Origin of the sequence: Streptomyces scabichelini (assembly GCF_011045015.1) — a bacterium.
Taxonomy (GTDB): Bacteria; Actinomycetota; Actinomycetes; order Streptomycetales; family Streptomycetaceae; genus Streptomyces; species Streptomyces scabichelini.
The window spans coordinates 33,451-54,551 of the sequence record NZ_JAAKZY010000017.1 but is presented as its reverse complement, the minus strand read 5'-3'; the positions used below and the strand labels follow the sequence as shown (position 1 = coordinate 54,551).

The 21,101-nt window shown below is 69.2% G+C and carries 19 protein-coding genes, 1 tRNA gene and 1 pseudogene; 10 read left to right on the top strand and 11 right to left on the bottom strand.

Annotated features, from left to right (window positions below):
- Positions 1 to 75: 75 nt before the first annotated feature.
- Both G5C60_RS08100 and G5C60_RS08095 read left to right on the top strand, forming a co-directional pair.
- On the top strand, positions 76 to 471 hold the full coding sequence (locus tag G5C60_RS08100; protein WP_165256217.1) for a nuclear transport factor 2 family protein: 396 nt from the start codon (positions 76 to 78) through the stop codon (positions 469 to 471).
- 76 nt (positions 472 to 547) lie between these two features.
- A complete protein-coding gene (locus G5C60_RS08095; RefSeq protein ID WP_165256215.1) occupies positions 548 to 1,534 on the top strand; it encodes a Yip1 family protein in 987 nt (328 codons plus the stop codon).
- A 22-nt stretch (positions 1,535 to 1,556) separates the two neighbouring features.
- Here G5C60_RS08095 and G5C60_RS08090 read toward each other — a convergent pair whose 3' ends face one another.
- Positions 1,557 to 2,948, bottom strand: coding sequence for an FAD-binding oxidoreductase (locus G5C60_RS08090; protein ID WP_165256273.1), 1,392 nt, complete (start codon positions 2,946 to 2,948; stop codon positions 1,557 to 1,559).
- A 220-nt stretch (positions 2,949 to 3,168) separates the two neighbouring features.
- Here G5C60_RS08090 and G5C60_RS08085 point away from each other — a divergent pair, with 220 nt between their 5' ends.
- Both G5C60_RS08085 and G5C60_RS08080 read left to right on the top strand, forming a co-directional pair.
- The gene (locus tag G5C60_RS08085; RefSeq protein ID WP_165256213.1) at positions 3,169 to 4,377 is read left to right on the top strand and encodes a sulfite oxidase; all 1,209 of its coding nucleotides are present in this window, start codon (positions 3,169 to 3,171) and stop codon (positions 4,375 to 4,377) included.
- 46 nt (positions 4,378 to 4,423) lie between these two features.
- The gene (locus G5C60_RS08080) at positions 4,424 to 4,681 is read left to right on the top strand and encodes a DUF5988 family protein (protein ID WP_206439236.1); all 258 of its coding nucleotides are present in this window, start codon (positions 4,424 to 4,426) and stop codon (positions 4,679 to 4,681) included.
- A gap of 4 nt (positions 4,682 to 4,685) precedes the next feature.
- On the opposite strand, the gene G5C60_RS08075 is transcribed toward G5C60_RS08080, so the two are convergent.
- From G5C60_RS08075 to G5C60_RS08065, 3 genes are all read right to left on the bottom strand, one after another.
- Positions 4,686 to 5,183 carry a phosphoribosyltransferase gene (locus G5C60_RS08075; RefSeq protein WP_165256211.1) on the bottom strand — a complete coding sequence of 166 codons (498 nt, stop codon included), beginning with the start codon at positions 5,181 to 5,183 and terminating at the stop codon, positions 4,686 to 4,688.
- A gap of 13 nt (positions 5,184 to 5,196) precedes the next feature.
- Entirely contained in the window at positions 5,197 to 5,772 is a 576-nt protein-coding gene (dcd, locus tag G5C60_RS08070; protein ID WP_165256209.1) for a dCTP deaminase, read from the bottom strand.
- Between the two features lie 200 nt (positions 5,773 to 5,972).
- A complete protein-coding gene (locus tag G5C60_RS08065) occupies positions 5,973 to 6,134 on the bottom strand; it encodes a hypothetical protein (protein WP_165256207.1) in 162 nt (53 codons plus the stop codon).
- A 272-nt stretch (positions 6,135 to 6,406) separates the two neighbouring features.
- On the opposite strand from G5C60_RS08065, the gene G5C60_RS08060 reads away from it, so the two are divergent.
- Positions 6,407 to 6,480, top strand: a tRNA-Gly gene (locus tag G5C60_RS08060).
- Positions 6,481 to 7,024: 544 nt separating this feature from the next.
- A pseudogene (locus G5C60_RS08055) lies at positions 7,025 to 7,351 on the top strand (response regulator); the annotation flags it as partial.
- A 172-nt stretch (positions 7,352 to 7,523) separates the two neighbouring features.
- On the opposite strand, the gene G5C60_RS08050 reads toward G5C60_RS08055, so the two are convergent.
- Positions 7,524 to 8,171 (bottom strand): response regulator, encoded by a 648-nt coding sequence (locus G5C60_RS08050; RefSeq protein ID WP_165256205.1) that lies wholly within the window; start codon positions 8,169 to 8,171, stop codon positions 7,524 to 7,526.
- Positions 8,162 to 9,382: a sensor histidine kinase gene (locus G5C60_RS08045; protein WP_165256203.1), complete on the bottom strand. Its 1,221-nt coding sequence runs from the start codon at positions 9,380 to 9,382 to the stop codon at positions 8,162 to 8,164. The genes G5C60_RS08050 and G5C60_RS08045 overlap by 10 nt, the downstream gene beginning before the upstream one ends.
- A gap of 109 nt (positions 9,383 to 9,491) precedes the next feature.
- On the opposite strand from G5C60_RS08045, the gene G5C60_RS08040 reads away from it, so the two are divergent.
- Complete coding sequence (locus G5C60_RS08040) at positions 9,492 to 11,066, top strand: serine hydrolase domain-containing protein (RefSeq protein ID WP_165256201.1); 1,575 nt, start codon at positions 9,492 to 9,494, stop codon at positions 11,064 to 11,066.
- A 439-nt stretch (positions 11,067 to 11,505) separates the two neighbouring features.
- On the opposite strand, the gene G5C60_RS08035 is transcribed toward G5C60_RS08040, so the two are convergent.
- Entirely contained in the window at positions 11,506 to 12,468 is a 963-nt protein-coding gene (locus G5C60_RS08035) for an AraC-like ligand-binding domain-containing protein (protein WP_165256199.1), read from the bottom strand.
- 376 nt (positions 12,469 to 12,844) lie between these two features.
- On the opposite strand from G5C60_RS08035, the gene G5C60_RS08030 reads away from it, so the two are divergent.
- Together G5C60_RS08030 and G5C60_RS08025 are read left to right on the top strand one after the other, a co-directional pair.
- Positions 12,845 to 13,792 carry a phenylacetaldoxime dehydratase family protein gene (locus G5C60_RS08030; RefSeq protein WP_338145735.1) on the top strand — a complete coding sequence of 316 codons (948 nt, stop codon included), beginning with the start codon at positions 12,845 to 12,847 and terminating at the stop codon, positions 13,790 to 13,792.
- Positions 13,793 to 13,818: 26 nt separating this feature from the next.
- Positions 13,819 to 14,838 (top strand): carbon-nitrogen hydrolase family protein, encoded by a 1,020-nt coding sequence (locus G5C60_RS08025; RefSeq protein WP_165256195.1) that lies wholly within the window; start codon positions 13,819 to 13,821, stop codon positions 14,836 to 14,838.
- A gap of 286 nt (positions 14,839 to 15,124) precedes the next feature.
- Here G5C60_RS08025 and G5C60_RS08020 read toward each other — a convergent pair whose 3' ends face one another.
- A complete protein-coding gene (locus tag G5C60_RS08020) occupies positions 15,125 to 15,496 on the bottom strand; it encodes a hypothetical protein (RefSeq protein ID WP_165256193.1) in 372 nt (123 codons plus the stop codon).
- Positions 15,497 to 16,067: 571 nt separating this feature from the next.
- Between G5C60_RS08020 and G5C60_RS08015 the strand changes: the two genes are divergently transcribed.
- Positions 16,068 to 16,976, top strand: coding sequence for a CAP domain-containing protein (locus tag G5C60_RS08015; RefSeq protein ID WP_338145734.1), 909 nt, complete (start codon positions 16,068 to 16,070; stop codon positions 16,974 to 16,976).
- Between the two features lie 75 nt (positions 16,977 to 17,051).
- Here G5C60_RS08015 and G5C60_RS08010 read toward each other — a convergent pair whose 3' ends face one another.
- The 3 genes from G5C60_RS08010 to G5C60_RS08000 all read right to left on the bottom strand — a co-directional run bounded on the left by G5C60_RS08010 (position 17,052) and on the right by G5C60_RS08000 (position 21,072).
- Positions 17,052 to 17,837 (bottom strand): hypothetical protein, encoded by a 786-nt coding sequence (locus G5C60_RS08010; protein ID WP_165256189.1) that lies wholly within the window; start codon positions 17,835 to 17,837, stop codon positions 17,052 to 17,054.
- Positions 17,834 to 19,519, bottom strand: coding sequence for a serine/threonine-protein kinase (locus G5C60_RS08005; protein WP_165256187.1), 1,686 nt, complete (start codon positions 19,517 to 19,519; stop codon positions 17,834 to 17,836). The genes G5C60_RS08010 and G5C60_RS08005 overlap by 4 nt, the downstream gene beginning before the upstream one ends.
- A 308-nt stretch (positions 19,520 to 19,827) precedes the next feature.
- A complete protein-coding gene (locus tag G5C60_RS08000) occupies positions 19,828 to 21,072 on the bottom strand; it encodes an RsbRD N-terminal domain-containing protein (RefSeq protein WP_165256185.1) in 1,245 nt (414 codons plus the stop codon).
- Between the last annotated feature and the right edge of the window lie 29 nt (positions 21,073 to 21,101).

Genomic DNA, 21,101 nt, shown 5'->3' with positions numbered 1-21,101 from the left:
TCACGCGGCGACAGAGGCGAACAATTGACTGCGTAAGCCGCATATCACCCAATCCGCAGGAAGGTGACGATCAACATGGCTGAGCACCCGCACGCAACCCTCGTCCGCAAGGGCTATGACGCCTTCGTACGTGGTGACATGGACACCATGCGCGGGCTGATTTCGGGGGACGCCACGCACCACACACCCGGCAATCACCCTCTGTCCGGCGACTTCAAGGGCCAGGACGCGATCATCGACATGTACCGTCGGCTCGCCGAGGAGACGAATGGGACCATGCAGGTCGAACTGCGCCATGTGCTCGTCGACGGCAGGGGCCACGCGGTGACCGTGCACCGCTTCACGGCCGAGCGCAACGGGAAGCGGCTCGACGAGAACGGCGCCATCGTCTTCCGGATCGTCGGGGACAAGATCACCGATCTCGACGAATGCATCGAGGACATCGACAAGAGCAACGACTTCTGGTCCTGACGTCCCTCCCGGTACCGCAAAACCCTGAACCGACCCTGAGCAGCCACGGAAAATCGGCTGGACAACCCCTTAGGGGATGTCACAGGTCAGCGTCAAAGCCGGGCCCGTTGCCCCGGGCCCGGCACGCCACTCTGCGGGACCAGGTACGTTCGATTACGTGGCTGGATTCAGGATCGGACGCGGCCGGGACAACCGCACCCGGCAAGCACCTCCGCAACAACACCCGCGGCAGCAACCGTACGGACAGCAGGCGCCCCAGGGCGGCCCGTCGTACGGCTACCCACCTGCGCCGGGGCCGTACCCGCCGCAGGCGCAGCAGTACGGCAACGGCGGGCAGCAGTGGCCCCCGCCGGGCGGCCACGGCGAGCCGGAGTACTTCGGTGACCACGATCACCACGCCCAGGGCCCGGACCCGTACGCGGCCAACAACCCGGGCCACACGCAGGCGTTCGGGATCGGCGAGGACCCGTACAACCAGGGCGGGACCTACCGCGCCGGCCAGGCGCCGGCGCCCCCGGTGGGCCCGCGCCTGCACTGGAAGGAACTGCTGAGCGGCGTCATCATGCGCCCCAACCAGACCTTCCTGCAGATGCGCGACTACACGATGTGGGGCCCGGCCCTCATCGTGGCGTTCCTGTACGGCCTGCTGGCGGTCTTCGGCTTCTCCGGAGCCCGGGAGGACGCCATCAACGCGACCCTCTCGTCAGCGGTGCCCATCGTCCTGACGACGGCCGTGGCGATCGTCATCAGCTCGTTCATGCTGGGCGTGGTCACCCACACCCTCGCCCGCCAGCTCGGCGGCGACGGCGCCTGGCAGCCCACGGTCGGCCTCTCCATGCTGATCATGTCCCTCACGGACGCCCCGCGCCTGGTCGTGGCCCTCTTCATGGGCGGCGACGCGCCCTTCGTCCAGATCCTGGGCTGGGCGACATGGCTGGCGGCCGCCGCCCTGTTCACCCTCATGGTCAAGAAGTCCCACGATCTGCCGTGGCCGAAGGCCCTGGGCGCCTCCGCGATCCAGCTGATCGCGTTGCTGTCGATCATCAAGCTGGGCACGTTCTAGTACGCGATCAGTTCCCCGGGGGTCAGTTCCCCGGGGCCGGGGCCGGCTCGATGTTCTGGTTGGCGTGGAAGAGGTTGTGCGGGTCGTAGCTCCGCTTGATGCGCGCCAGCCGGTCGTAGTGGTCGCCGTAGGTGGCCCTGACCCGGTCGTGGGACTCACCGTCGCCGATGAAGTTCACGTAGGCGCCGCCCATGGAGTGGGGGTGCAGTTCGTCCCAGTAGTCAACGCACCACTGCTTGACCGTCCCGGCGTTGGCCGGGTCGGGATCGACGCCGCCGATGATGCCGGACCAGTTGGCGTGCCGGTACGCCCACGCCGTGTCCTCCCGTCCCACACGGTGGGCCGCCCCGCCGACCGGATACAGGTGCATCGTCGACAGGTCGGTGGGGATGCCCTCCGCGTACCTGGCGTGTACGGCGATGGCGTCGTCCGTGATGCGGTCGAAGAAGTCGCCGCGCCAGTACCACTGGAGGCCGCGCGGGATCAGCTCGTCGAACATCGTCTGGAGCGCGGGATACGGCATCGGCGCGATGAACTGGAGAGCCGGTACGGCGGGCTCGTTCACCGGCGCGAAGGCCTCGTCGACGCGGTCCAGATCCCCTGTCCAGCACCACACGACGCCGCACATCTTCTGCCCGTGGATCGCTTCCGGGAACGGCGGTCCGGGCGGCACGACGAGCGACGCGAAGAAGCCGTTCAGGTCCTCGGGCGCCTGGGGCAGGAAGTCGCGGTACCACTGCAGCACCTCGCGGATGTGGTCGAGGGGCCACAGCGTGACCCCGGCGGCCACGGTGTGCACGGGGTGCAGTTGGAAGGTGAAGGACGTGACGATCCCGAAGTTCCCGCCGCCGCCACGCAGCGCCCAGAAGAGATCCGCGTGCTCCTTCTCGTTGGCGGTGACGAAGCTGCCGTCGGCCAGTACGACGTCCGCGGACAGCAGGTTGTCCACCGTCAGGCCGTACTTGCGGGTGAGGTGGCCGTGTCCGCCGCCGAGGGTGAGGCCACCGACGCCCGTCGTCGACATGATCCCGGCGGGAGTGGCGAGGCCGAAGGCGTGGGCGGCATGGTCCAGGTCGGCGAGCACGCTGCCGCCGCCGACCTGTGCGGTCCTCGTCGCCGGATCGACGCGTACCCAGCGCATCGGTGAGAGGTCGATGGTGACGCCGTCGTCCACCAGACACAGTCCCGGGCCGCTGTGCCCACCGCCGCGGACGGCGAGTTCGAGACCGTGGTCGCGGATGAAGTCGACCGCGTTCATCACGTCCGCGGCGTCTCTGCAGGCCACGATGGCGGCCGGCCTGCGGTCGATCATCGCGTTGTAGATCTTGCGGGTCTCGTTGTACTCCGGGTCGCGCGGGGCGACGACCGGACCGCGCAGCACGGTCCGCATCGCCTCCAGGGTCGTTTCGTCCATGCCGGCCATGACGATCTCCTCGCAGAGAGACAACTCCTGGGTCGCAGAACATCGCAGAACACAGGTCGCAGAACACGAGTCGCAGAACAGCGCAGAACACAACCGGTGCCGCAGGGCTGACCTCTCCAGCGTCTCCCCGTACGGGGAGTCTCGCAATCGGCCCGCCGACGGGCTCGTCCACGGCCTCGCGCGACGCGGATCCCGAGCGCACCATGGGGGGATGGACAGGGCCCTGGACACGCACACCGGCACGGCTGCGAACGCGGACGCCGGCACGAGCACAGACATAGACGCCGGCACGAGCACAGACATAACAGACATACGAGCCGTCAGTGCACCAGCACGCGTCGCCGGGCCCGCCGAGGGGATCAGCCCGGAGGAAGTCGCGCTCGCGGCCCGCAACCACGGGCTGCCGCTGGAGGCCCTGCGGTATGACGTCACGCCGCCCGGACTGCACTACGTACTCGTCCACTACGACATCCCCGCCGCCCAAGCCGCCGACTGGACGCTCGCCGTACGCGGCCGGGTACGCACCCCGCTGAGCCTGGACATGGCGACCCTGCGCTCGTTCCCGGCGGTGACCCACCGGGTGACGATGGAGTGCGCGGGCAACGGCCGGGCCCGGCTCGCGCCGCGACCGGTGAGCCAGCCCTGGCTGGTGGAGGCGGTCGGCACCGCCGACTGGACCGGAGTCCCGCTCCGGACCCTGCTCGCCGAGGCCGGAGTCGAGCCGGACGCCGTCGAGGCCGTCTTCACCGGCGCCGACCACGGTGTCGAGCGCGGCGTCGAGCAGGACTACCAGCGCAGCCTCACGCTCGCGGACGCCACCGCCGACGATCCCGAGGTGCTGGTGGCGTACGAGATGAACGGCGCCCCGCTGCCACCGCAGCACGGCCACCCCGTACGGCTTGTGGTGCCCGGCTGGTACGGCATGGCCCATGTGAAATGGCTCCGCGAAATCGCCCTGACCAGCACGCCCTTCACGGGATTCCAGCAGTCGGTCGCCTATCGCTACCGTCAGTCCCCCGACGACCCCGGCGAACCGGTCACCAGGATCGCCCCGCGAGCGCTGATGATCCCGCCGGGCTTCCCCGACTTCATGTCCCGCACCCGCGTCGTACGCCCCGGCCCGGTGACCTTGGAGGGCCGCGCCTGGTCGGGCCACGCCCCGGTGACCAAGGTCGAGGTGAGCACGGACGACGGACACACCTGGGACGAGGCCGAGCTTCACGCGTCCGAAGGGCGCGCATGGGCCTGGCGGACCTGGCGTACGACATGGACGGCCGCACCCGGCACCCACGTACTGACCGCCCGCGCAACCGACGCCGCGGGCCACGCCCAACCCCTGGCCCAGCCCTGGAACCGCGGCGGCTTCGGCAACAACCTGGTCCAGCGGATCACCGCGGTCTGCCTGCCGGAGGGCGACTGAACCCGTCTGAAATGCGCGAGCCACACGAGCTGGAAAGACTGGAAACATGGCCACCAAGACAGGCAACGCAGCAGCCAAAACAGCAGGTAATGCAGCAGGCAAGGCGATCAAGGCGGCCCTCGAAGGCGGCCCCAACGACCTGCCCGAGAGGATCGTCCCCGCCACGGCTCCCGCCGGCGAGGACCTGAAGATCCCGCACCGCGGCGGATACGAACACTTCCGCCCGACGCCACGCACCCAGGACACGCCTGAGGGGAAACTCCCGGTCTACGAATGGTGGGAGCGAACGGAGATCGCCGAGTAGCCGATCAGGAGTCGAGCACCTGCCCCGCCCGCCTCACCACCGGTTCCTGCACACTCCACGGGAAGTTGATCCACTCATCGGTCCGCTTCCACACGTACTCGCACTTCACCAGCGACTGCGACTTCTCGTAGATCACGGCGGACCGCACCTCGGCGACATGCGCGAGGCAGAAGTCGTACACGAGCTTCAGTGTCTTGCCGGTGTCCGCGACGTCGTCGGCGATGAGCACTTTCTTGTTGGTGAAGTCGACGACATTCGGAACGGGTGCGAGCATGACGGGCATCTCGAGAGTGGTCCCGACGCCCGTATAAAACTCCACATTGACCAGATGGAGATTTTTGCAGTCGAGCGCGTAGGCGAGCCCGCCCGCGACAAAAACGCCTCCGCGGGCAATGGAAAGGACGACATCGGGTTCGTACCCGTCATCGGCGATCGTCTGCGCCAGCTCACGAACGGCGCCGCCGAACTGCTCGTAGCTGAGATTCTCGCGTATGTCGCTCATGCCGGCCCTGCCCTCACACCTGGGTCCGATGGAAGTTGAGGAAGGACCGCGAGGCGGTGGGCCCGCGCTGGCCCTGGTAGCGGGAGCCGTAGCGCTCGGAGCCGTAAGGGGATTCGGCGGGCGAGCTGAGCCGGAACATGCACAGCTGGCCGATCTTCATGCCAGGCCACAGCTTGATGGGCAGCGTGGCGAGATTGGACAGCTCAAGGGTGACGTGCCCGGAGAAGCCGGGGTCGATGAACCCGGCGGTGGAATGAGTGACAAGCCCCAGCCGCCCCAGCGAACTCTTCCCTTCGAGCCGCGAGGCGAGATCGTCGGGGAGGCTGATCACCTCGTACGAACTCGCCAGCACGAACTCCCCGGGGTGCAGGATGAACGGCTCGTCCCCGTTGGGTTCGACGAGGCGCGTGAGGTCGGCCTGCTCGATGGAGGGGTCGATGTGCGGGTAGCGGTGATTCTCGAACACCCGGAAGTAGCGGTCGAGCCGCACGTCGATGCTCGACGGCTGCACCATGGATTCGTCGTACGGATCGATCCGGACCCGTCCGGAGTCGATCTCGGCCCGGATGTCCTTGTCTGAGAGAAGCACGCCCTGAGGATACGCATCGCGTACGGGCCCACCACAATCGGAAGACGGCGACGGACCCGCCACAATCGGAAGACGGTGACGGGCCCGCCACGATCCGAAGACCGTGACGGGCCCGCACAGGGTGTAGCCGTAGCCGTGGTTGCCGCTTACCCCTTGCCGGCCGCTTACCGCTTGCCGGCCGGCTATCGCTTGTTGTCCGGCTACCGCTTCTCCATCGCCACCGGCACGACATTCCGGAGCCGGGCACAGCGCGGACAGCGGATCAGCCGTCCGGGGCCGAGCCGCTCGGCCTGCTGCATCGGAAGCGAAGCGGTGCTGAACACGTGCCCTTCGGCACAACGGACGACGGTGCTGCGTTCCATCAAGTCCTCAGAGTCCCTTCCCCAAGAGCCGCGTCTGACTGACGTGAAACGCCACATTACGGGACGAACGAGACGGCCCTCCAGGCGGCACTCCGATCCCTCCCGGACCCTCTCCCGCCCCTTCACCGTACGCCCCAACTCCCGCGCCCCGCAGCCCCGTCCACTCTCCGAAACCACCACAGGCCCCACGGCTTCGGCGCCGGGGGCCTGGCATGAGGTACAGTGAATCCGCGTTTCCGACACCGGTCCGAACAGCCCGATCGGCGTCTCACGCGGGTGTAGTTTAATGGTAGAACATCAGCTTCCCAAGCTGAGAGCGCGAGTTCGATTCTCGTCACCCGCTCCATGGAGAAGGCCCAGGTCAGAGACCCGGGCCTTTTTGCTGTCCGGCGTGATCAGCGGTCGCGTGAACAGGGCCGGGGCGGCCACCGTCAGGCCCAGGGCCGCGCCCAGGGTCACGACGCAGCACGTTTCGGCTGTAAGGGCCAGCAGCACCTGGCGCGGCGTCGCACCAGACAGGCGCAGCACGCGGAAGTCGCGCACCCGGCCCGCGGTAGCCGTCAGCAAGGTGGAGGCGACGGCGATCGCCGTGTAGCCCGCCGATACGGCGACGAGCATCAGAGTGAAGATCCACACAAGCCGGTCCTCCTCGGCGTCGTCCGAGGCCGCGTACGCCTGCACGGAGATCTCGTCGGCCCTGAGCCCGGCCAGGAGGCGCGTGGGGCCGGGGGTTGTGCGGCAAGCGACGTCCGCCAGTGCGGAAGGGTCGTGGTCGCGTACCAGGTCGCGCGGGAGGAAGACCTGGTACGGCATCGACTCGGCCATCACGGCCGTCACGCGCAACCGCCGCGTACGGCCGTCCTCGAAGGTGAGTGGGGCGACATGGCCCTTCCCTGCTCACCGCGGCCCGGGAACACCGGCCGGACCTGGTCATCACCGACGTCCGTATGCCACCCGGCCAGACGGACGAGGGGCTGCGGGCCACCCGCCGACTCCAGTCCGAGCAGCCCGGGCTCGCGGTCCTCGTCCTCAGCCAGTACGTCGAGCAGACCTTCGCCGAGGAACTGCTGGACGACCGCCGCGACAGCGTCGGAACGGGCTACCTGCTCAAGGAACGCATCGGTGACGTCGAGGAGTTCGCCGACGCCGTAACCCGCGTCGCCTCCGGATCCACGGTCGTCGACCCCGAAGTCGTACGCCAGCTGCTCGCCCGCCGCCTCGTCGTCACCGAGGCCGCCGTCGCAGAGCGGACAACCACGGCCAACAGCGGTGCGACCGAGCCTGTGCGACCGCACCCACACGACGAATCCGTGGTTTGAGGACGCCGCATCACTACCCAGGAGTGGCAAGGGACACTCCAGATCAGCCGGCGAGGCAGCCCATCGCCGGTCATGCGCGGAGGTAAGTGAGGACGGCGAGGACGCGGCGGTGTGCCTGGCCGTCGAGGTGGAGCTCGAGTTTCTGAAGGATGTTGCTGACGTGCTTGTTGACTGCGGCCTCGGTGACGTACAGCTCGCGGGCGATGGCGGCGTTGGTGCGTCCCTCGGCCATCAGGGCGAGGACCTCGCGCTCTCGGGGGGTAAGGCGTTGCAGGGGATCGCGGCGGCGGTTGAGGAGTTGGCGGACCACCTCGGGATCGACGACCGTCGCGCCCGCGGCGACCTGGGCGACCGCGTCGACGAACTCGCTGACGGCGCTGACGCGGTCCTTGAGGAGGTAGCCGACCCCGGTGTCGCTGCCCAGGTCGAGCAGATGGGCAGCGTAGGACTGCTCGATGTACTGGCTGAGCACCAGAACCGGCAGGCTGGGGCGCTCCTGGCGCAGGGCGACGGCGGCGCGCAGGCCGTCGTCGGTGTTGTCCGGTGGCATGCGGACGTCGGTGACGACGATGTCGGGAGCGTGTTCCCGGACCGCCGGGATCAGGGTGTCCGCATCGCCGACGGCGGCGAGCACCTGGTGGCCGAAGCGAGTGAGCACGCCGACCAGGCCGTCCCGCATCAGCGGGGAGTCCTCGGCGAGTACGACGGTCAATGGCATGGCAGCTCCACGTGCATCAGGGTAGGACCGCCCTGAGGGCTGGAGATGCGGAGTCTGCCGTCCGCCACGGCGACACGGTCGGCCAGGCCGATGAGGCCGGTACCCGCTTCCGGTGCGGCGCCGCCGATGCCGTCGTCGCTGACCGACAGAGCCAGAACGTCTGTGTGCAGGCGGGCGTGTACCTCGACTCGGGTTGCCCTGCTGTGCTTGACGGCGTTGGTCAAAGCCTCGGCGACCACGAAGTACGCCGCGGTCTCCACAGGGAGCGGCAGACGACGAGGCAGGCGGATGTCGACCGTGACGGGCAAAGCGGACCGCCCCGCCAGGTTCTCGACCGCGGCGGCCAAACCGTGGTCGGTGAGGGCCTTCGGGTGGACGCCGCGGCTGAGCTCACGCAGTTCGTCGACAGCGAGCCCGACCTGTTCCTGTGCCTTGGTGAGTTGCCCGGCCAGCGGTGAGTCCGGCTCGGTGTCGAGGGCGGCCAGCCCGAGCATCACATTGAGGGAGACCAGCCGCTGCTGCGCCCCGTCGTGAAGGTCCCGCTCGATCCGGCGCCGCTCCGCGTCGAAGGCATCGACCAGCCGCACCCTGGAGGCCCGTACGTCGGTGAGCTCACGGCCCAGTTCGCTGTCGCGCGGCGCCAGCATGAGACGTGTGACGGCCGCCCTGGCGCCGGCCCAGGCAGTGATGCTGTACGGCGCGGCGGCGAGCAGGCAGAGACCGACGATCACCAACGGCCAGGCCCCGGGATCATCGAGGGGCGACATGATCACCAGCGCGGGGACGACGAGGGCGAAGCCCAGGACGAGGAAGTCCATCCACCACAGAGCGGTCGCCGACACCGCAGTGAAGCCCAGCTCACGCCAGGTCGCAGGCTCTCGCAGCCGGGTTCGCACCCATCCGGCGAATCCCGGGCGTTCGGGGGTCCGGTGCGGGTCCGGCACCGGGTCAAGGTCCACCAGGCGCAGGCGCCACCGCTCGAAGCGGGTGACGGCGACACCGGACAGTGCCACACCGAGCAGGATCGGCACCCCCACCAACACCACCAGCGAGACGACTCCCGCGACGAGCGCGACCACAAGGACCGCGCCGGCGACGGCGCCGAAGACGACACCGGACAGCAGATAGGCGAAGGACCGCCAGGGCCAGCTGGAGCCGAGCACCTTCAGCGGGTTCTGACCGAGCGCCTGCCAGGCGGTCCGATGTCGCATTCCTCGAACGTACCGAGCCGGGGATCTTGGGGCAGTAGTGCGTGCACTACCTCTGAACTCGTGTGTGTGCCAGTGCGCCGGCGGGGGAGGGACCGGTGCACTGGGTTCCATGAAGCTGATCACCGTCCCTCCCGGCACGCGTCGCAGACTCGGAACCGTGCTGGCCGCGCTCGGTATCGCGGTCGCGGCCACCGCCGTACCGGCCTCCTCGGCCCCGCGGTCCACCGCCGCCCTGGATCCGGCCTCGATCGACCGATTCGTAAGCGACTACCTGGAGCAGACCCGTCTGCCGGGCGCGGTGGTCGCCGTGACCAAGGGCGACCGGGTCGTCCACACCGCGGGGTACGGGCACAGCGCGTCCGGGCAGGACATGACGGAGCGGACGCGCCTGCCCGTGGCGTCACTGTCGAAGTCCATGACCGCACTCGCCGTCATGCAACTGGTCGAGGCGGGCAAAGTCGACCTGGACCAGCCCGTGCACCGCTACCTGCCCGAGTTCACCCTGGCCGACCGGCGCTCTCAGGAGATCACCGTCCGGCAGATCCTGACCCAGACCTCCGGTATGGCCGACTCCGCCTACCCGGATCTGACCCGCGCCCAACCCCACACCCTTAAAGAGGCCGTCGCCGCGATGCGCGAGGCGCCCCTCGCCACCGCGCCGGGCACCCAGCACCGCTACCACAACCCCAACTACTTCGTCGCGGCACGCCTGGTCGAGGTGGTCAACGGACAGCCCTTCGCCGACTACCTCTCCGCCAAGCTCTTCGATCCGCTGCGCATGACGCACACCGCATCCGTCGACACGACCACCGAGATGCCCGACCGGGCCCGCGGCTACGTCCGCGCCTACGGCACGGTGTTCTCCCGTCCGCACCCCCGCTGGTTCACCGCGGGCGGCCACGGTGTCGTCACCACGGCCGACGACCTCTCCCAGTGGCTCATCGCACAGAACAACCAGGGCGTGTCCGCCGACGGCCGCCGTATCGCCACCGCACGCACCATCGAGCTCACGCACACCCCACCGAAGGCTCCGAAGGACACGGACTACGCGATGGGTTGGTGGCGGAACCAGCAAGGCAGCGGGACCGAGCAGATCCAGCACAGCGGCCAACTCCTGACCCACAACTCCATGGCCACACTGCTGCCCGGCAGCAGGATCGGCATCGCGGTCGTCACCAATACCGGCCTGATCGCCGGAGACGACGCCGCCCAGATATCGCAGAGCCTGGTCGACCTCGCGCGGGGCAAGAACCCCGAGGTGGCGAGGCCCTTCTCGATGACGGCCGACTGGGTCCTGGCGGCACTGACCCTGCTGGCGACGGGCCTCGGCATCCGCGGTGTCCTGCGCGCGCCCCGATGGGCGCGGCACACCGCACGGCGACCATGGTGGCGAACGGCCATGCGGTTGCTGCCCCAGACTCTCCCGATCCTCCTCCTCACTCAACTCGCCTCGCTGCTCGGCCTGTTGATGAACCGCTCCGGAACCCTGGCGCAGACCACCTACGCCTGGCCGGCCCTTGTCGTATGCGCGGCAGCCGGGGCCCTCGCCTCCACCGCAGTCGTCACCGCCCGGGCCTTTGCTCTGGTCCGTCACCGCCGACGTGCGCAGCATGGAACCGGGGGCGACGCGAGTGACGAACTACTTGGCGGGCGAGACGGGCATCAGGCCCTCGGCCCCGTCTGACGTCCGATCCCCGCCACGAGGCCAATGCCGACGGACAGATGACAACCGCCGACAGCGGTCCGCACGGTCCCGGAAGGGGTCGTGCGGACCTCCGCCCACCTCGGGGCAGACGGCACAAGCCTCACCTCAGGTAGCAAGCGCGCCAACTGATTCGTCACCCGCTCTTGCCAAAGCCCCAGGTCAGCGGCCTGGGGCTGATGTGTTGCCGGGGCCCTTGGCCTGCCGTTCCTTCGGCGGGATTGAACGGCGTTCTCGTGCGCCACGGAGGCGGCAGCCGACCCAAGTCCCATGTGACGACCTGGAAAGGAGCCCTGCGGCCGTGATCGCTCCGTTCGCCGCACCGTGCTCCGGTTCGGGTGAGCCGAGTCGAGGGCGGTCAGGAGGTGCCGGATGTGCCGGATGTGCCGGCGATGATCAGCTGTGCGTCCGCTCCGGCTTCCTATGCGCCGGTCTCGTCCGCCGGCGCCTGCCATTCGCGCGGGGACATACCGTAGGCGGCGCGGAACGCTCGGCTGAAATGGGCCGGGCTGACGAAACCCCAGCGGTGCGCGACGGCGGCCACGGTCGGTCGGGCGCGGCGGGGGCGGCCGAGTTCCCGGCGGCATTCCTCCAGCCGGCGGCGGCGGATCCATCCGCCGACCGTCGCGCCTTCCGCCTGGAAGAGGCGCTGAAGGTGGCGTACGGAGATGTGGTGGGCGGCGGCGATCGCCTCGGGTGAGAGAGCCGGATCGGCGAGGTGCGCGTCGATGAAGGTGCGGATCCGCAGGAGCAGTGACTGCTGGGCGGCGTCCGTGCGAGTGGTGCCCCGGCCGAGCCGTTCGATGACGACGGTGGCGAGCAGGTCCCCGGCGTTGCGGGCGAGCATGTCGCCGACCTCGGGGCGGTATGTGCCGGCCTCGGCGGCCAGCCTGGACAGGAACGGCACCAGGAGCGCGGCCAGACCCTGGTCGGCGCCGATCGTCACACCGGTGATGTGCCGCAGGTCCGATTCGGACAGCCCCGGTGCCCGGCGCGGCAGCTGGAAGACCACCGTCTCGAAGCGGTCCGGGAAGTCCAGGGTGTACGGCCGGGTCGTGTCGTACAGGGCGAACTCCCCCGGACCCAGGACCGCCGTGCGTCCGTCCTGGACGACCACGCCCGTTCCGCGGGTCTGCAGGCCGAGCAGCAGGTATTCGTCTGCGGACTCGGCGATCAGGCTCCTGCTGCGTCGGACCCGTTCCCCGTCTGCGTCGACCGTGGAGATCCGCAGATGGCCGAGGCGCTCCGTGGCCACGCTCCCGGAGAAGGGCTGGTCCTTGGAAGCGGTGACATCCAGCGGCACGAAGGTCTTCCACACGGCGTCGTGCCAGTAGGCCAGCCGGTCGGTGGGCGCCACGGATTCGGTGGAGAGGATGACAGCCATCGCGCCTCACTCCCCTCTCACGCCGGCCAGGGAGGCACCATAACCAGCCACTCGCTCGCCTGACGTCACGCCTGCGTTTCGGCACCGTGACGCGCCGTCCGGTGGACTGGGCGTGACGCGCCGCCCGGCGGACGACGGGTTTCCGTCGACCCCGGTCACCCGGCGTGCCTTCCTGCCTTCCTGCCGTCCTGTCGTTCCCGGTCAATTTTCCGGACGCGGACGGTCAAGACCGGCCGTACGCCGCTTCTAGCCTCCGATCCACAGCACCGCAGGAGGACACGAGAGACGAGGCGACATGGCCGGAACCGCACCCCCAGGGCACACCCCCCGCTTCACCGCTTACAGTGCCCGGTTCCCGCGAGGCACCGAAGCGTTCGTGTTCGCGCAGATCGGCTGTCAGGCGACGTCGGAGGAGGAGACCGTACGGGCCGCCGCCGCGCTCGCGGGGCTGTTCGCCGGACCGGATCGGCCGGATGTGCTGGACCGCGGGTCGTTCACCGACACGGCCGGGGCGCACAACGTGGTGTGGCTCGCTTACTGGTACGACCCCTCCGCGTACGACCGGTGGCAGAAGTCGGACGCCGTCGGTACGGCCTGGGAGCGACTGCCCGACGACGGGCCCGTCGGCCACTGGCGCGAGGTGTGTGTCATCCCGGTCGAGCGCAACGAGACCCTGCACACCCACCACCGCGAGGACTACGCCACCAGTGGCCTTTCGCAGTACGCGGCGGTCGGACTGCCTCAGACTCAGGTGCACGACTACTGGGGCGCCGCCCGCGACCGTATCGCCGCCTCGGCCACCGAGACGCTGAAGCCCGAGCTACCGGGCTTCGTACCGCGCGCCCCCGGCGGCAGCCTGGGCCGGCGCGTCACCGTCGAGGTACCGGGGAACGTCACCCTCATCCGCACCGCGCAGGACTGGTCCGCGAGCGCCCTCTACCGCGAGAAGTACCTGGCCGACGTCAAACCGGTGAAAGACCGGGGCGTCGACTTCCTTGCCGCCAACCCGGACTCCGGATGCATCGCGGCCCGCAACCTCGTCGAAGAGGCTGCCGACGGCACAGCCCTGGACCGGGCGTGCACGGTCGCCTGGTTCGCCTCGCTGGACCACCTCATGACCTGGTGCCGGTCGCACCGCACCCACCTGGAGATCTACGCGAGCTTCTTCCAGATGGTCGGCGGGGGCGAAGGCCCGCTCGACGTCGCGTTCTGGCACGAAGTGTCGGTGCTGCCCAGCGGGTCGGTCACCGCCGAGTACGTCAACTGCCACCCGCGCACCGGGTTCCTGCCCCTGCCCGCCCGAGCCGCCACCACCACCGTCTGACAACCCTGACTACAAGGAGTAACCCCATGGTCGAGTACACGGGCGCTTTCAAGGCCGCCGCCGTCCAGGCCGAGCCGGTATGGCTCGACGCCGACGCCACGATCGACAAGAGCATCGCCCTGATCGAGGAGGCCGCCGGGGCGGGCGCCCAGCTCATCGCCTTCCCGGAGACGTTCATCCCCGGCTACCCCTGGTGGCTGTGGCTGGACTCGCCCGCCGCGGGCTTCGCCTTCTTCGGCCGCTACCACGAGAACTCCCTCACCTTGGACGGCCCAGGCTTCCAGCGCCTGCTGGAAGCCGCCCGCACCAACGGCATCGCCGTGATGGCCGGCTACAGCGAGCGCAGCGGCGGCAGTCTCTACATGGGCCAGGCGCTGATCTCAGCGGACGGTGAACTGGTCTACGCCCGGCGCAAGTTGAAGCCCACCCATGTGGAACGCACCGTGTTCGGCGAGGGTGACGGCACCGACCTGGCCGTCCACGACACCCCGCTGGGCCGCATCGGCGGGCTGTGCTGCTGGGAGCATCTGCAGCCGCTGACCAAGTACGCCATGTTCAGCCAGCACGAGCAGATCCACGTGGCCGCCTGGCCGAGCTTCTCCGTCTACAAGGGCGCCGCGTACGCTCTCGGCCCCGAGGTCAACACCGCCGCTTCCCAGCTCTACGCCGCCGAAGGCCAGGTCTTCGTCCTGGCCCCGTGCGCGATCGTCGGCGAGGCCGCCCTCGACCTGTTCTGCGGGGACGATCCCGTCAAGCGGCAACTGCTGCAGCGCGGCGGCGGCTTCGCCCGAATCTACGGCCCCGACGGCAGCCCCCTGGCCGAGCCCCTTCCCGAGGACGCCGAAGGCATCCTGTACGCCGACATCGACCTGTCCGCCATCACCGTCGCCAAGGCCGCGGCCGATCCCGTCGGCCACTACTCCCGCCCCGACGTCACCCGGCTCCTGCTCGACAAGACGCCCCGACGGCCGGTGGAGCACACGGCCGCCCGTACCGAGAGCTTCGACGAGCTGCCGGCCCCGGAGCCGGAGACGGCCATGGGCTGACGCAGGTGATCCGTCGTCGCGTACTCGACTTCGGATCCCTGCTCGAGAGGCCCTGCGCGAGAGGGCCTGCGCGAGAGGGCCCTTCTCTCACCAGGGCCACACCCCAGGTGAGCGGCCTGGGGTGTGTGCGTTGCCGGGATCATCTGAGTGCCGGATCCCGGTATGCGCAGTCACGACGGACTCCAGATCGGCCCGAGAGATGATGCGGTCCGGTCGGCGCAAGCGTCGTGCGCGCGCATGGCCCGGCTGCTGATGACGCCCGTGCCCACAGCGTGTCTGATCGAAGTTATTCGGTGCGGGTTTCGGCCTTGTGCAGCAGCTGGGCCAACAGCACGGCGCCTCCGGTCGCTGCCCCTACCGCTCCCGCGGCCAGGAAACCGTGAGAGGAACGCCAGGACAGCACCGACCACCGCGACTGCGCGGAAAACAACGATCCCGTGCTCAGCCACGACCCGGTTGAGATCAGCGACAGGGAGGAACCGATCGAGCCGACCGACAGGGCGCTTCCGATCGAACCGACTGACAAGGCCGAACCGACGGACCCCACGGACAGCACCGATCCCACTGAGCCGATCGACAACACGGAGTCCTGTGACCACAGCGACAGCACTGAACCAGAGGAGGCACGACGGATCGACCGTACGGACAGTTTTGTCATGAGGCCATCCTGCCTGCTGGTCGCGCTGTCTCGGGAGGTCGTGGACGGATAACACAGCCAACACCGTCCCAAGGCAGCACCCTCGCCCCAGTTGCTTCGGGACGAAGAGGTCACATGTCGCAGTCCGGGTTGCGACGGCCGGCGACGGCTCTCCGTGCCCGACGACAGCCGACGCGCGCCCTCAACCTCGATCACACCCGGCTGACACGCAGGCAACTCCACCGTTCCGGATCAGTAATTCCCACACCTCAAATCAGAGTGATATGTGTCACGCCAGAATTTTGCCCAATGGGAGGGATTGACCGGTTAATACTGGCGACGGCTCCGTTCTTTTGAATCCCAATCGGACATTTTCCACGGCAAGTGGCAATTCAACTGATTTTCTCGATCGGTGAATTTGACGACCGCGGCTGCGGGAAAGCCTCTTCGGCCTGGTCACCGGTGTGTGCGGGCGGTAGAGATTGTGTGCCGACAAGCTGGATCCATACGTCTCGCGGCCCGGGCGAACTCGTCGGCACCCCCCAGCAGCAGTACGGGTGTTCGTTGCCCGGTGGGCTCGCCGATCCCCATAATGACCGGGCTCACGAGGGCAAGGCTGACCGGATGCTGTGTGCACTGCACTCACTCTCACGGAAAGGGAAAGGCGCTACTTTTCTGCCCAATGTCGGACCGGCGAGTGAGGTCACGTATGAACAAGCATCGCCAGAAAAGGAAGCGCGGGAAGATATCCCGTACCGCAGTCATTGTGGTGGCTGTGGGCGCCGTGGGTATTCCTTCGGTCGTGCTGGCGAGCGGCAGCGGGCCGGGAGACTGGCGCAGTGTGGCGTTCCCCTGGTGGGGACAGGACGCATCGGATCCAGTAACCGACCCGACGCCCACGCGGACGCCAAGCGCGTCCCCGACCACCTCCGCCGCGGACACCTTTGACACTGCCACCCCTTCCAGAACCCCGAGTGCGTCTCCCTCGGCGTCCAAGCGCCCGACCCCTACGCGTACTTCCAGCGCGCCGGACAAGTCTGCTTCGCCTTCGAACACTCCGAATGCTCCGAACACTCCGAAGGCCACGCGTTCCAGCAGTATTCCCCGCGCCTCCGCCGGCGGTGCGGAGTCCGGTCCCACAGATCGTGTGCTGGTTCTGGTCAACGCCGAACGCGAAAAGGCAGGTTGCGCGCCGTTGACCGAGAACGCCAAGCTCGCCAAGGCCGCTCAGGACCACAGCCAGGACATGGCCGATCACAAGAACATGTCTCACACCGGTTCCGACGGTTCGTCCATGAGCGACCGGCTCGCCCGTGCCGGGTACAGCTTCAGGTCGGCGGGCGAGAACGTCGCCGCCGGATACGGCACTCCCGAAAGCGTCATGGCCGGCTGGATGTCCAGCTCCGGCCACAAGGCCAACATCCTCAACTGTGGCTTCAAGGAGCTCGGTGTGGGCCTGGCGCAGCCGGGCAACTACTGGACCCAGGACTTCGGGTCGTAGCCGGACAGCGGTCAGCAGCTCGGCGGCAAGGCATCTGCACGGACCGGCAGCCGACCTGCGCCATGCCGCGTCTCTTCAGGGGCAGTCGTACGTGAAGTGGGTGGTGACCGTGCGGTGGGCGGGGGACTGGATCCGTAGTTCGGCCCCTGCCGTGTAGTGGCCCTTGCCCTGGAAGGTCCACAGCAGGTGCAGACGTGCCTGTCTCTGGCCCCGGACCACCACTTCGCGCAGGACGCCCGAGGCGGTGCCGTCACTTCGGATCCAGCGGTAGGAGAGCGTGCCCGGCCGGCCGTTCGTGGCGACGAGGGCGACTATGTCCGCTGTGCCGTCGCATCCCAGATCCGTCGGCCGGGCCGTGACCGCCGCCGTACGCACCGCGACGGAGGGCCCGAGGCGCTGCCAGGCGAGGAAGGCGATGACGGCGATCAGCACGAGCGCGGGCAGAGCGTGTCTTCGCAGACGTCGGCGCGCGGGCACGCGAGGCGGCGGCACCACGGGCAACGTCCTGTGGGTACGGTGCGCGACGGCGGCTGTCACCCCCGGGCCGAAACGCAACACGGTGCCTTCGGCACGGTCGGGCAGCGTCGGCGGCGGCAGGATCCCCGTGGAGGGCGGCCCGACGAGGGCGGTGTCCGGCTCGGGCCGCTGGATCCAGTGGCTGGCCAGCACCGTGGCGCTGTACTCGGCGTCGGCGGAGCCGAGTTCGTCGCTCGGGGCGTGTTCGTCGGTGGGGCCGAGGTGGAGGGTGGAGGTGTCGGCGTCGGCCGGGTCGAGCAGCCGGGTTTCGTCGGCTGAGCCGAGCACCTGGGTGGGCTCCCAGTACTCGCCAGACGCGGGAGTGCGGTCGTTGTGAGCGCTCATCCGATGACACACCCCCTGGTCAGAAGCTGCTGCGAGGCGCCGCCGTCGGCGGAGGCCGGAGTGGTCGTGGCCTGCACCGTCCAGTAACAGCCGTTGCCCTGGAAGGTGTGGTCGACGGTGAGCGTGTACTGGGTGGCGCCGCTGCGCTCGAACGTCTGGGACGCACCGTCCGGGGTGCCGGGCTGTCCCCCGGTGTCGCCCGTGGACCACGAGACGGTGATGGAGAACGGTTGGGTGCCGTCCGTGGTGATGTCGATCGTTGCCGAGGCGGTCGTCGGACCCGTCTGCCGGAAGCCCGACACCACAACGTCCTTGACGGCGGGAGCGGCCGGCGCGGTGGGTGCGTCCGGCGCAGTGGGGGCGTCCGGCGCGGTGGGGGCAGCAGTCGTCGGCGTCGCCTCGGTGGTCGCCGCGCCGGGTGTCGTCGTATCAGGGTCCGGGTCCGTGGTGGCGGCGGATGCCGAGGGCTCGCCGGTGCCGGCCGTCGCCGAGCCTGAGGGCGACAGGCTGGGTGACACGGTGGACGTCGGGGGCGGCGTGGACGAGTTCGCCGACGCGGTCGGCGGAGCGAGGAGCTCTCCCGACTCCACACCGGGCTGGGCTCTGCTGGTAGCCAGGGCCTGCGCCGCCTGCTGCGGATCCGCTCCCAGCGGGGTGTGCTGGATGCCGTAGGTGAGGATCACCGCCAGAAGCACGGCCGCACCGGCCACCAGCATCCCTGGTCGGCCGGGACGCCACGACCGCGCCCGGCCGAGGCCCGGTTCGCGGCTCAGGACCGTGCGTGCGGTGTCCGTCGTGGTACGCGGGGCGTTGCGGGCCGAGGGCAGCAGTAGCGGCAGCAGGGCCACCAGCGCGGCGAGCCGGCCGCGGCCGCGTTCCTCCCAGTCGGGCCCGTAGGCGGCGCCGGCCACCGCCTCCAGTTCGGTGACGAACTCCTCGGCGTGTGTGGGCCGTTCCCGCGGATCCTTGGCCAGACCGCGCCGCACCAGCTCCCGCACCGCCTCGGGGGCCTCCTCGGCGGGTACGGGCGCGTCGACGTGCTGCAGCGCGAGTTCGGCGAGATTGTCACCCGAGTACGGCTTGTGGCCCGTCAGGCACTCGAAGAAGGTGGCCGTGGCCGCGTACACGTCGGCGGCGGGAGAGGCGGGCGCGCCGGTCCACTGCTCCGGGGCCATGTAGGCGGGGGTTCCCGCCACGCCGACGCTGGTGCCGGCGTCCACCGCGATCCCGAAGTCGACCAGCTTGGACGATCCGTCCGGCATGACCAGGACGTTCGCCGGTTTGTAGTCGCGGTGGACGACGCCGATGCGGTGCGCGTCGGCCAGACCGAGCAACGACCCCTTGAGGACCACGAGCGCGGCCTCGGGATCGAGCGGACTCTCCCTGGCCAGCAGGGTCCGCAGCGAGACACCGTCCACCAGCTCCATCACGATGGCGGCGCCGTCCGGGCTCTCGACGTACTCGTACAACCCGGTGACGTACGGGCTCTCCAGGCCGCCGAGCAGCCGCGCCTCCGCCCTGAAGTCGCGTACGAAGCCCGGCCGCGTGCGCAGTGACTCGCTGAGGTACTTCACCGCGACCGGCACGCCGGTCTCCTCGTGCACGGCCAGGACGACACGCCCGCTCGCCCCTGATCCGAGCTCCAGTGACTCGGTGTATCCGGGCACTCCCCATGTGTTCATCCCAGCCCCCCAAGGCCGCACGTGCTACCGGAAACTCACCCGCCCCGGAGCTTCGGCCACGCGTCCAAAGACACGTTTTCAGCCACTGCGGTTGCGGTACGGCATCCGGTACCCCCGTTCCGGACACCGGCAGCCGGGATATCGGAAGGAGCACCACTGGATAGTGCCTCAGAACCTGTACAGATCACCCCGGAACGCCGGTAACAGTCCGGCGCACGGCCCGCGTCCCACGCGGGTGCGCGACCGGTACGACCCGTTTCCTTCCGCTTTGCCGCGGCTGCGGAGTGCATCGCGGATGGCTGAAAAGATCACACGGCTCCTCCGAGTCCGAGCTGTGCGCAGGTCAGCAGGGCCACCTCGATGTCCAGGCGGTTCTCGGTGAGGGGGTGGCCGAGGATCTCCTCGGCCTTGCGTACGCGGTAGTGGACGGTGTTCTTGTGGACGTGCATGCGTGCGGCGGCATCGGTGAAACTGCCCTGGGCGTCCAGGAACACCTGCACGGTCTCGCGCAGGCGGAGCGTGGCGACGTCGTCGCGCATGAGGCCGCCGAGGACGCGTCCGGCCCACGCCCTGACGTCGGCGAGGTGATCGACGAGGAGGCCGGCGAGCGCGACCTGGGAGTGGAGGACGAGCGCGCGGTGCGGGTCGGCCGCGGTGACGGCGACCGTGCGGGCGCGCTGCGCGTCCCTGAAGGTCTGCCGGAAGCCGTCGAGTCCGGGGGACGGGTCGTCGCCGACGGCGATCCGCAGTGCCGGGTGCTTGTCGAGTTCGTGTTGGAGGAGGGGTACGTCCAGGGCTGGTTTGGCGTTGGATGAGATCCAGGCCCAGTGCGTTCGTTCGTCCGCCGAGATCGTCAGTGGAGCCTTGCCGGTGGCCGCGGACAACATGGCCGCACCGGTGCGCAGTTGGGCCGCGTCCGGGTCGGGTGAACCGGGCCGCGTCCAGATGATCGCGGCGAGGTGCCAGCCGCGCAGGGACGTCGACAGCATCTTCTCGGCCGACGCGAGGTCGAGCCCCTCGGTGTCGAGCACCGCGCGGACCTGCGCGGCGCGTGCCGCGTCGGAACGTGCGTCCCACCGGCTGCGTTCGTCCTCGTAGATGGCGATGAGGCCCTCGATGACCTGGTCGATGTACCGGTTCGTCAGTCGCGCGATCTGGCCGGCCGCGGCCAGGGCTGCGTCCGTGGTCAGGTCGAGACGGCCGAGGGTGGTCATGGCCCGCTGGACGAGCATGTGCTCGCCGAGGCGGTAGGCACGCAGCAGCGCCTCCAGAGACAGGCCGTGCTGGGCGAAGCGGCGGGCGTACTCCGCCGCGGCCGGTGGGACGGTGATGTCGTCGAGGGAGATGTTCAGCGCCAGCATGTCGACGATCGCCGCCAGGTTCGACGCGGTACTGGCCACCATCAGCCGTCGTACGGCGTCGTCGTGGCGGAACTCGGGGATGACCTCGACGAACATCGAGGTCATCTCGGCGGTGAGATTCTCGAGATCGGCCTGGGTGCGCCTGGCGACGTCCCGCACGATCATGTCGACGTTGACACTCGCGGCGCTCATGGCCGGACCGTACCCGAGACGTCCACCTC

Coding starts and splice junctions, on each gene's coding strand:
- G5C60_RS08100 (WP_165256217.1), top strand. CDS start 76: ATGGCTGAGCACCCGCACGCAACCCTCGTCCGCAAGGGCTATGACGCC.
- G5C60_RS08095 (WP_165256215.1), top strand. CDS start 548: ATGTCACAGGTCAGCGTCAAAGCCGGGCCCGTTGCCCCGGGCCCGGCA.
- G5C60_RS08090 (WP_165256273.1), bottom strand. CDS start 2,948: ATGGACGAAACGACCCTGGAGGCGATGCGGACCGTGCTGCGCGGTCCG.
- G5C60_RS08085 (WP_165256213.1), top strand. CDS start 3,169: ATGGACAGGGCCCTGGACACGCACACCGGCACGGCTGCGAACGCGGAC.
- G5C60_RS08080 (WP_206439236.1), top strand. CDS start 4,424: ATGGCCACCAAGACAGGCAACGCAGCAGCCAAAACAGCAGGTAATGCA.
- G5C60_RS08075 (WP_165256211.1), bottom strand. CDS start 5,183: ATGAGCGACATACGCGAGAATCTCAGCTACGAGCAGTTCGGCGGCGCC.
- G5C60_RS08065 (WP_165256207.1), bottom strand. CDS start 6,134: ATGGAACGCAGCACCGTCGTCCGTTGTGCCGAAGGGCACGTGTTCAGC.
- G5C60_RS08050 (WP_165256205.1), bottom strand. CDS start 8,171: ATGCCATTGACCGTCGTACTCGCCGAGGACTCCCCGCTGATGCGGGAC.
- G5C60_RS08045 (WP_165256203.1), bottom strand. CDS start 9,382: ATGCGACATCGGACCGCCTGGCAGGCGCTCGGTCAGAACCCGCTGAAG.
- G5C60_RS08040 (WP_165256201.1), top strand. CDS start 9,492: ATGAAGCTGATCACCGTCCCTCCCGGCACGCGTCGCAGACTCGGAACC.
- G5C60_RS08035 (WP_165256199.1), bottom strand. CDS start 12,468: ATGGCTGTCATCCTCTCCACCGAATCCGTGGCGCCCACCGACCGGCTG.
- G5C60_RS08025 (WP_165256195.1), top strand. CDS start 13,819: ATGGTCGAGTACACGGGCGCTTTCAAGGCCGCCGCCGTCCAGGCCGAG.
- G5C60_RS08020 (WP_165256193.1), bottom strand. CDS start 15,496: ATGACAAAACTGTCCGTACGGTCGATCCGTCGTGCCTCCTCTGGTTCA.
- G5C60_RS08015 (WP_338145734.1), top strand. CDS start 16,068: ATGACCGGGCTCACGAGGGCAAGGCTGACCGGATGCTGTGTGCACTGC.
- G5C60_RS08010 (WP_165256189.1), bottom strand. CDS start 17,837: ATGAGCGCTCACAACGACCGCACTCCCGCGTCTGGCGAGTACTGGGAG.
- G5C60_RS08005 (WP_165256187.1), bottom strand. CDS start 19,519: ATGAACACATGGGGAGTGCCCGGATACACCGAGTCACTGGAGCTCGGA.
- G5C60_RS08000 (WP_165256185.1), bottom strand. CDS start 21,072: ATGAGCGCCGCGAGTGTCAACGTCGACATGATCGTGCGGGACGTCGCC.